Here is an 8092-nt window from a genome sequence, read left to right on the forward strand (position 1 = left end):
CGCAACCTACGCGAGCTTCTGAGCGATCGTCGCAGCCGACTGCAGCACGCTTCCATCAGCGCCTTGGGTGACGGGAGCGTACGTTGGTCGCTCCATCGCCTCACGAATATCGCTAGCCAGCTGCTCGGCTAAAGTCTGCTTAGGTTCAAGGAAGAGGTAATGCGAGAGCGAACCAGGAATGGTATTTGCCTCATTCAGAAACAGTTCGCCGGCATCATTGGCGAGGAAATCGATTCTCGTCACGCCGCGAGCCTGAATTAGAGTGGCCGTTCTCTCCGCGATCTGGCGAAGCTGCTCCTCCGTCTCCGGTTTCAGCAGAGCAGGTAGTTCGCGTGGCGCCGAGGCCATCCCGGTGCCTGGTTGATACTTGTCTGAGTAGGTCAAGATAGCCGCTGCCCCCGCTGTACGGGTTGGTCGTTCGATCGCGGAGAGTGTGAGCTCCGGATAGCTCCGGATAGCAATCTGAAGATCATAGAGATCGTCACGAAACGGTTCCACTACTGCGCCTGAGCGAAGATGGACACTGCTACGGATTCGATCCCGAAGCGTAGCCTGATCGCGCACCACCTCAATACCAATCGACGAGCCACCAAAGCGCGGCTTCACGATATAGGGACCCTCAAAGGGGATCGCGCCGTCGCCAGCCACCCGAGGAAGAACGGGCACTCCCGCAGCCGCCGCGAGCGCCGCAAAGCTAAGCTTATCCATGCCAATCGCAGCCGTCGCAGCGGATGGGCCAGTGTAACGCAGTCCGGCGAGGTCCATCGTGGCCTGTATGGATCCATCTTCGCCGGGGCCACCATGACAACAGTTGACGACTACAGAGATAGCCAACATCTCCAACTTTGGCCGAAGACCCGAAGATAGGCTCCCAAATCCTGACCGACCTCCCACGATCAACATAAGCGGTTCAGCCTCGGCAGGGACTCCATGTGCAAATGCCGGAGCCTCCAGGGTCGGGGGCACGCGATAGAACTCACCAGTCTTAGACCAGTAAATTCCAACGACTGACCTCTCGGTGCGCAAGAGCGCATGCGCCGCCTGCAGCCCAGTCAGGATCGAGATATCGTGCTCCGGCGAGGGGCCCCCAAAGAGGACCGCAGTCATCATATCCATGTCAGCTCCACCACTCAACGACCTCCATGGTCTGAACCATCACGCGCTTGTCAAACGCTCTATTCAACTCACTCTACTGCTCCTAAAACCTGAGCATAATTGCTCAAAGCCGTTAGGCTTATCCGCACACGGTTGATAAGAGGTTTTGGTCTCTTGCAACTCGTGCCCCTTGACGCTCAGTTGCGCCGGATGAACGCGCTAGCAAGACACGCCGAACTTCCTTGTGAGGGGTATAGAGAGTAATCTCTTGGTCGGAGTATCTATGTAGCAGGTTCAAAGCAGCGTTGAAGTCAGCCTGGAGAACATCCCCGTTTGCACAGTAAAACTTATCCGCCTCACGCTTACCTTCCAGTAAATGTGTGTTGGAGTCCATCTGCGATGTATAGGCCGCATTCACGAGTACATGCCTCGCTTTACGCTGTTGCGTTATAGATTCTAGGGCATCCGCCCTCTTCGGCAATGTGGGAGATGAGATCGAGTCCGAACCTAGCGAGCCTATCTTTGTGAGCAATTATTAGGCGTTCAACCTCTCCGTGTTGTATGCGATCTATAAGCGCCAGGAACTTCTTGCGTTCGAAGTTCATGCCTCCACCGATCTCTTCAATTCACTCGTCTACTGCTACACCAGCGTTTAGGCAGTAGGTCTCCATCGCCTTGACCTGTGATGCTAGGTCGTCTTTTTGACCAGCACCACTCACTCTGCAATAGACGACAGCGACTCGGCTAACTGGGGCACCTCCCAGCATGGATCGCAGATCAGACTCATCGAAGTAACGATGCCCGCTCGGAAGCCTTTTAGGTGTGATTTTGCCTTCTTGTTCCCAGCGCCGTACCGTACTCGGGCTACGCCCAATCCGTTTTGCGAACTCGCCAATGCCGTAGGTGTCAGCCATTGCAGTCATTTAAAGCACAGGTTGGGTAGAAAAACATTATCTGTTGTTTGCTCCACCCAGACTAACTCAGGCCGTTGCATCTGAGTGATAAATGGTGAGTCACTCACTTAGATGCACCTTTTACAAGGTTCTCGTCTCGGACTTCATGCTCACTCGTCCAAGAGTCGTTCTTGCCTCGCCAAGCACGGCCAGTATTGCTACCGGTCTTACATGCTCTCTCCAGGTGATGAGTCATCCCATCATCTGAACTGCCGCCTGTACCAAATGGCCTGGGAACGAACAGGGCGCTGGACTCAACTAGCCCACAACTGATAACCGACCAGTCACGGATATTCAATGAAGCATTCTCATCGCGATCTACCTCAACGTGGCAGGTATCACAGGTCAGCCTTTTAGCGAGCTTTGCACCCGTTAGTCTGCCTCCGCAGTTGTGGTGGATCTGTGATGACGGGAAGAAGCGATTTACAACGACTACCTTCACTCCCACACGTTCTGCCTTGTAGGTAAGCGTTGGTCGAAAGGCTCCGAGTCCGGCATCGGATACCGAACGGCGGAATGCCCGTCTTCCCATGCTCCGTTTCATGGCAGCGAGGTTAAGGTCTTCAATCTTAACTTCGCTGTAGTTATCCACCAGATAACGAGTTAACTGGTGGATGCTTTCACGACGGATGTATACGGCTTTACGGTCTAACTTGACAAGCTTGGCTTTCGCTCGCCTGTGACCGTGTGATCCAGGTATCCGTCGTGAAAGAGTGCGCCCAACCCTGCGGCGCTCTGTGAGTGTAGCACGTAGTGGTGCTGGGTTGGGGAAAATTGTTATGCTGCCGTTACTGTCAGCCACGGTAGCTAGTGACCGTAGTCCTAGATCGACGCCAGCCTTGCCGGCTTTGGGTGACTGTCCCGATGGAGACACGATCTGTGTTCTTACGGCCATTTGGCAAGAGACGAACAACCTCCCCCATCTCTCCGATAAAGTGCAGTTGAGCAGTCGAGCGTTGTTCTTGGCTAAGTGACGCTGTATTCTGCGCGTGTTCTCTTTGGAGCGTAGAGCGCCTATGGTCGGCAACACGATTGTTCGATGATCATCTTCAAAGCGCATAGCGCCAGTTGTAAACCGTACTCTGTTCTGGTCTTTCCTCTTGGACTTGAACTTCGGGAACCCGACCTTCTTGCCCTTGCGACTTCCGTGTTTTGAGCTAGACCAGTTAGATAGCGCCTGCACTAAGTCGGCTATACCAGAGGCATACGCCTCTTTGGAGTTATCACCCCACCAGGGCGCGACCTCGTCCTTCTCTTGGTTCCACTGTTTACGAAGAGCCTCAAGAGTCCACGGCGTAGATGGGTAACTCGCGTCTCTCTTCTTAGCCTCCATGTCTGACTTTACTTTGGCTAGCGCCCAGTTGTAGGCGACTCTTCTAGCTCCGAAGTGAGATCGGATGAGAGAAGCCGACTTCGGATCTTTTGGCCACTCTAGCTCAAATGAAGCTCCTGTAACCGTCCATCCAGTCGGAGCCTTCTCTCCGGTATCGTCGCATAACCCGAAGAGTACACTGACCGACTCTAGAGCATCTCGATATTGCTCAAAATCTCCAGCTAGCGCGACTTTCCTGGTCGGTTTACCGTCATCGAGAAGAACTTTGCCTCCGGTGAGATCGGATACTTTCTGAGCCTGTACTTTTGTGCGCATCACTGCAATCATGAGCACACCGCATCAATAGCACGCTGAGCTTTGTTAACAGCTAAACGACGACCATAGAGACGAGCGCATAGTGACGTGAGCAGTTCTGTGACATCTCGTACTAAGTCGTCATCTACCTCAGCAGGGTCTACAACGACGAGTTTCCTTGATTGAGCCTCAAGTGCGGCTTCTATGTATTCAACTCCAAACCGGCAGAAACGGTCTCGGTGCTCAACCAAAATTGTGCTTACTTTTGGATCTTTCAGTAGAGACAAGAACTTACGCCTATGCCCGCCAAAAGCTGAGCCGACTTCTGTTACCACACAGTCTATTGAGTATCCATGCTCTGTAGCCGAAGTAAGGACTCTGGCAACCTGGCGGTCTAGGTCTGGCTTTTGATCTGTAGAAGACACTCGCGCATATATCACGGCAGACTTAGGCACGGACAGCTGTGACTCTAAGTCTCGAACCAATATGAGTTGGCCAACTTTGCGGGCAGGTACAGGCAAAGTACCGGCACGATACCACCTATATGCCGTTTGGGGATGTATACCTTGGGAGAGTGCCCACTCACGCAGGTTCATTACATCCTATTGTAGTACATCTGTACGTCAACTGTTGGAACCCCAACCTCACTCCAGGCGCGCGAGACTCTTAGAACCAAACCGACGACAGAGAGGCAACTCCGCAACGAGGACCATTGGTGTCATCGCCAGTTGCCTAAAACAATTGCCATCGCCTCCTACGGGTAATGGTCAGGGAGATCGTTCTCATAGAGTACGACATCGCCCGACTTGGCACTCCGTTTGATATAAGCAATTGCGCTGTCTCTGTCCTTCACGGATACCACAGCATCCAACCGGGTGCCCTCGGCTGTTGCCTGAGCTTCAGCAGCTCCCTCCATCAGCGCGATGCGGTTGGTCATACCGACCACAACCAGTTGATTGGCGACCTGACCTACGGCCTTGCCTAGCGCGTAGTTCTCTGGATACTGACGTTTGCCAAGCTCTACCATCCCAGGCGTCACTACGAACTTGGTGGCCGCCTCACCACCACGTCGTTGGAGTGCCGCCAACGCTCGCCTAGCTCCTGCGGGGTTAGAGTTGTAGGTATCATCGAGAACCTCAACCCCGCTATCTGGCACCACTGCAGTCACTAGCCGATTGGCAGGAGACTTGACCAGCCCGAGACGGGACTGTAGTGCCTCAGGAGCTACACCGCACTCAAGAGCAGCCGCCACCGCGCAGGCGAGGTTTGTAGGAGCGATATCCCCGGCGTCGATCTTGGCTAGCTTTTGGCCATGTAGGTAGACGACAAGTTCGCCCTCCTCGTTCGGCTTAACGGTTACATCTGCATCGAGTTGGATCGCAGATACCTTCACAATTCGACGGTCGGTGGCGCTACCAGCAAGTGCCTTAGCCGCAAGCGCAAGCCGTGGATAGTCGATATTGATTATCACAACCGACGCCTGCTCTGTGATCTCCAGCTTCGCACGCAGAATCGACGCCTCTGAGCCAAAACGCTCGAGATGAACCGGACCAAGCGCGGTCAACACCGCTATCTCGGGAGGGATCCATGAGCATAGCGCCGCAATCTCACCAGGGCCGAAGGTCCCCATCTCAGCTACGAAGACCTCGGTGCCAGGAACCAGCCGTTCATTGATCGATCGAGCTAGACCTCCTCGGTTGTTGAACGACGCCGGCGAGGCGATCGCTCGCACTGAACCTTCGAGCAGGGTCGCAAGGTAATTCTTCGTCGTCGTCTTTCCAAACGACCCGGTGATCCCAACCACTCGAGGGCGGACTCGCAATAATCGCTCGGTGGCATCATCCACATAGCGTTGAAGGAGATGGTCCTCTAGCGGACGGGTCGCAATAAGCGCGAGTTCGACCACCGCGGGAGCAAAAAAACCGGCGAGAAGGGCAAAGGCGAGTGGCAGCCCTACCACCAGGCCTACAAGGGTGACGATAACGTCGATCAAACCAACTGCCACCAACAGCCGTCGCATCCTCGAGGTGAGAGCAAGCGGAGAAGTCCGCCCACGAAATCCCAGACCAAACGGAGTCAATAGCAGGCAGATGACCAGCAGGGCCGCAATAACGAGATGGACTTCGGTTCCAAAAGATTGGACGAAACTTCCGACCAGGAGGACAAGACCGACAACAAGCAACGCCTGGTTCACGAACGAGGCCCGAAACCAAAGGGCAAAGAAAGGACCGATGCGACCAGGCAGGTAGTGCTCTCGTTGACCTACTCGAACCCACTTTAGTGCCGGGGTCTGAGCGACTATACCGATCAGAACGGCCACTACGACGGCAAGCTCATGCCCCATTGCTTCGGCCAACCTCCCGGACTAGGACCCAACCACTATAGTAGCGGAGACCTCATCCCAGCGCCTACGCGACTAGCTTCTCGGAGCATTCGCCCGGCCCGGGCTGGTTGATGCTAGACCATGCAAGTTGACCTACGACACCTCCTCTGACTCTTTGGGGTGACGCAGTGTACGGTGGTGAATGATCTTCAGCTACGCACAAGCATGCGTCATTGGGGTCGGTCACTCGTGTGACCATTTGGCGACAGCAATCCAGTTTTGACTCACCACCACCGCTTGCGCAGGAGGCGAACCCGGTGCCGCCATCTTGGCGATACTCCTCTATTCGCGAGTGAAACGAATCCCTGCCCAACCTGACTGGGGCGGAGGCTGTCTCCACTTCGGGTTGAGTCGCCTTAAGTCTCCGACCGTCGGTTGGCGACCATACTAGATAGCTCGATTGCGAGTATGAGCAAACCGTCGGCGAGGATGTTGCCCTAGGTCTCAGTATCAGTGTGTGCGCGGATTGAAAAATAATTCAATGAGGGCGAGAAGGCAGAGATGTTGAGATGGCTACCTACGATGAGACGGTGGAGAACAAAACAACCCAAGAGGTGATGGTCCCACCCAAAGCAACGAGACGGGTACTCTCCCCGAGTTACAAGGCGAGGATCTTAAAAGAGTACGACTCCTGTCCCCAGGGACAAAAGGGTGAGCTCTTGCGACGAGAGGGACTCTTCTCGTCTCAGATTACCGAGTGGAGGCGGGTGATTGACCAACAGAGTGCAAAGGCACTCTCGCGAAAACGTGGACCAAAGACCAATCCAGAGAGAGCTCGGCTAAGAGAACTCGAACGTGAGAATGAGAGACTTCGCCTGGAGCTGGCTAAATCACGAAAGGTAATTGAAGTCCAGGGAAAATTATCGGCACTGCTAGAAGAGCTCTCGCAAGGGAGTGCCGAGGATCTACGAGAGCCAACGCCGCCATTGTCAAGGGAGTAGATGAACTAAGGGAGACCATTGGTCTAGAGAATGCCTGTGATTGTCTTGGTATTGCACGTTCAAGCTATTACTACCTGGTAGATCCCCCGGTGAGAGAACCAAAGCCAAGAAAGCCGAGCCCAAGGCGTCTAAGTGATGCCGAGCGCGCCCACATCTTGGAGGTGTGTCACTCGGAACGTTTCTGTGACTCCTCGGTTCGAGAGATCTATGCCACGCTCCTCGATGAGGGTATCTATCTCGCCTCAGTGGCCACCATCTATCGAATCTTGGCCGAGGCTGGTGAGACACGAGAGCGACGACGCCAAGCAACACATCCCACCCGGGTAAAGCCAGAGCTCCTAGCGACGCACGGTCATTTGCAAAGTAGGGGTGGGATTCCAAGTAGATCAAGGGTAATGTCGGGTTGACGGGCAAGCTGGCGGGTTGCCGCTGCGATGTTGACCCTTAGGGGCGCGGCATAACGTATGATTCCGATAGCTAGATTGCGTAGTGTTGCAAGGATGCGAGGAAGTGTTCCGGTACGGACTTGTGAGCGGTCCTCGTCAAAGGTGTTGTCGCGGACCCAATGGAGGCTTTCGATCGACCAGTGGTCTCTCACGAGTCGAAGGAGATGCTCAGGGTCTGCGTCGTCTGCGGTAAGGTCTGTGACGTAGTAACGGGTCTCGATGCTGGTGCGAACGTCATTGAGGGTGGATGACTCGCGTTCGACGATGATGTAGAGATTCGCATGAGGAAACTCTGTCGAAGCAGGAACCGGGGCACTCCAGACCCGATGACGGTCGATGCGGCCATGACCGCGTGTGCATGTCTCGTACTCTGGGTGATCGCGATCGATCTCATCGCCTACGATGACTGCAGCATTGTGCAACCGTGGCTGATTACCCTTGACACCGAAGATGTAGTGAGCCTTCTTGGATTCGACGATGAAGCTAGCAGCCTTTCTCTGGGCATGCAGTGCATCAGCGGTGATGACCGTGCCGACGATCTCGAGAGGTTCGAGCAATGGAGCAAAGGCGAGAATCTCGTTCGTCTTATCGTTTTCTACATTGCGTTGACCAATAACCATTCCAGTATCATGACGAAGCGCTGAGAA

General features: G+C 54.5%; 7 protein-coding genes and 2 pseudogenes. 2 read left to right on the plus strand and 7 right to left on the minus strand.

The window, feature by feature from the left end; genetic code table 11:
• Positions 1–6: 6 nt before the first annotated feature.
• The 6 genes and pseudogenes from FEAC_RS11890 to FEAC_RS11910 all read right to left on the minus strand — a co-directional run bounded on the left by FEAC_RS11890 (position 7) and on the right by FEAC_RS11910 (position 6019).
• Complete coding sequence (locus tag FEAC_RS11890) at positions 7–1116, minus strand: D-alanine--D-alanine ligase family protein (protein ID WP_035391099.1); 1110 nt, start codon at positions 1114–1116, stop codon at positions 7–9.
• A gap of 118 nt (positions 1117–1234) precedes the next feature.
• On the minus strand, positions 1235–1513 hold the full coding sequence (locus FEAC_RS14860) for a hypothetical protein (protein WP_035391101.1): 279 nt from the start codon (positions 1511–1513) through the stop codon (positions 1235–1237).
• A 43-nt stretch (positions 1514–1556) separates the two neighbouring features.
• Positions 1557–2009 (minus strand): annotated as a pseudogene (locus tag FEAC_RS11895) (IS607 family transposase); the annotation flags it as partial.
• A 103-nt stretch (positions 2010–2112) separates the two neighbouring features.
• Positions 2113–3708 carry an IS607 family element RNA-guided endonuclease TnpB gene (gene tnpB, locus FEAC_RS11900; protein ID WP_082055654.1) on the minus strand — a complete coding sequence of 532 codons (1596 nt, stop codon included), beginning with the start codon at positions 3706–3708 and terminating at the stop codon, positions 2113–2115.
• Complete coding sequence (locus FEAC_RS11905; RefSeq protein WP_052566329.1) at positions 3705–4271, minus strand: IS607 family transposase; 567 nt, start codon at positions 4269–4271, stop codon at positions 3705–3707. Before FEAC_RS11905 ends, tnpB begins: the two co-directional genes overlap by 4 nt.
• Before the next feature lie 158 nt (positions 4272–4429).
• Positions 4430–6019, minus strand: coding sequence for a Mur ligase family protein (locus FEAC_RS11910; protein WP_035392389.1), 1590 nt, complete (start codon positions 6017–6019; stop codon positions 4430–4432).
• A 548-nt stretch (positions 6020–6567) separates the two neighbouring features.
• On the opposite strand from FEAC_RS11910, the gene FEAC_RS15820 reads away from it, so the two are divergent.
• On the plus strand, positions 6568–6999 hold the full coding sequence (locus tag FEAC_RS15820) for a hypothetical protein (protein WP_052566330.1): 432 nt from the start codon (positions 6568–6570) through the stop codon (positions 6997–6999).
• Positions 6984–7343: pseudogene (locus tag FEAC_RS14865) on the plus strand (helix-turn-helix domain-containing protein); the annotation flags it as partial. The gene FEAC_RS15820 and the pseudogene FEAC_RS14865, both read left to right, overlap by 16 nt.
• An 8-nt stretch (positions 7344–7351) precedes the next feature.
• Here the strand turns inward: FEAC_RS14865 and FEAC_RS11920 are convergent.
• A partial coding sequence (locus FEAC_RS11920) for an ISAs1 family transposase (RefSeq protein ID WP_152623228.1) occupies positions 7352–8092 on the minus strand: 741 nt, incomplete at its 5' end.

The organism is Ferrimicrobium acidiphilum DSM 19497, from assembly GCF_000949255.1.
Lineage (GTDB): Bacteria > Actinomycetota > Acidimicrobiia > Acidimicrobiales > Acidimicrobiaceae > Ferrimicrobium > Ferrimicrobium acidiphilum.

What these genes read in the sequence shown, in the direction of transcription:
- FEAC_RS15820 (WP_052566330.1), top strand. Translation starts at nt 6,568, where the DNA reads ATGGCTACCTACGATGAGACGGTGGAGAACAAAACAACCCAAGAGGTG.
- tnpB (WP_082055654.1), bottom strand. Translation starts at nt 3,708, where the DNA reads ATGATTGCAGTGATGCGCACAAAAGTACAGGCTCAGAAAGTATCCGAT.
- FEAC_RS11905 (WP_052566329.1), bottom strand. Translation starts at nt 4,271, where the DNA reads ATGAACCTGCGTGAGTGGGCACTCTCCCAAGGTATACATCCCCAAACG.
- FEAC_RS11910 (WP_035392389.1), bottom strand. Translation starts at nt 6,019, where the DNA reads ATGGGGCATGAGCTTGCCGTCGTAGTGGCCGTTCTGATCGGTATAGTC.
- FEAC_RS11890 (WP_035391099.1), bottom strand. Translation starts at nt 1,116, where the DNA reads ATGGATATGATGACTGCGGTCCTCTTTGGGGGCCCCTCGCCGGAGCAC.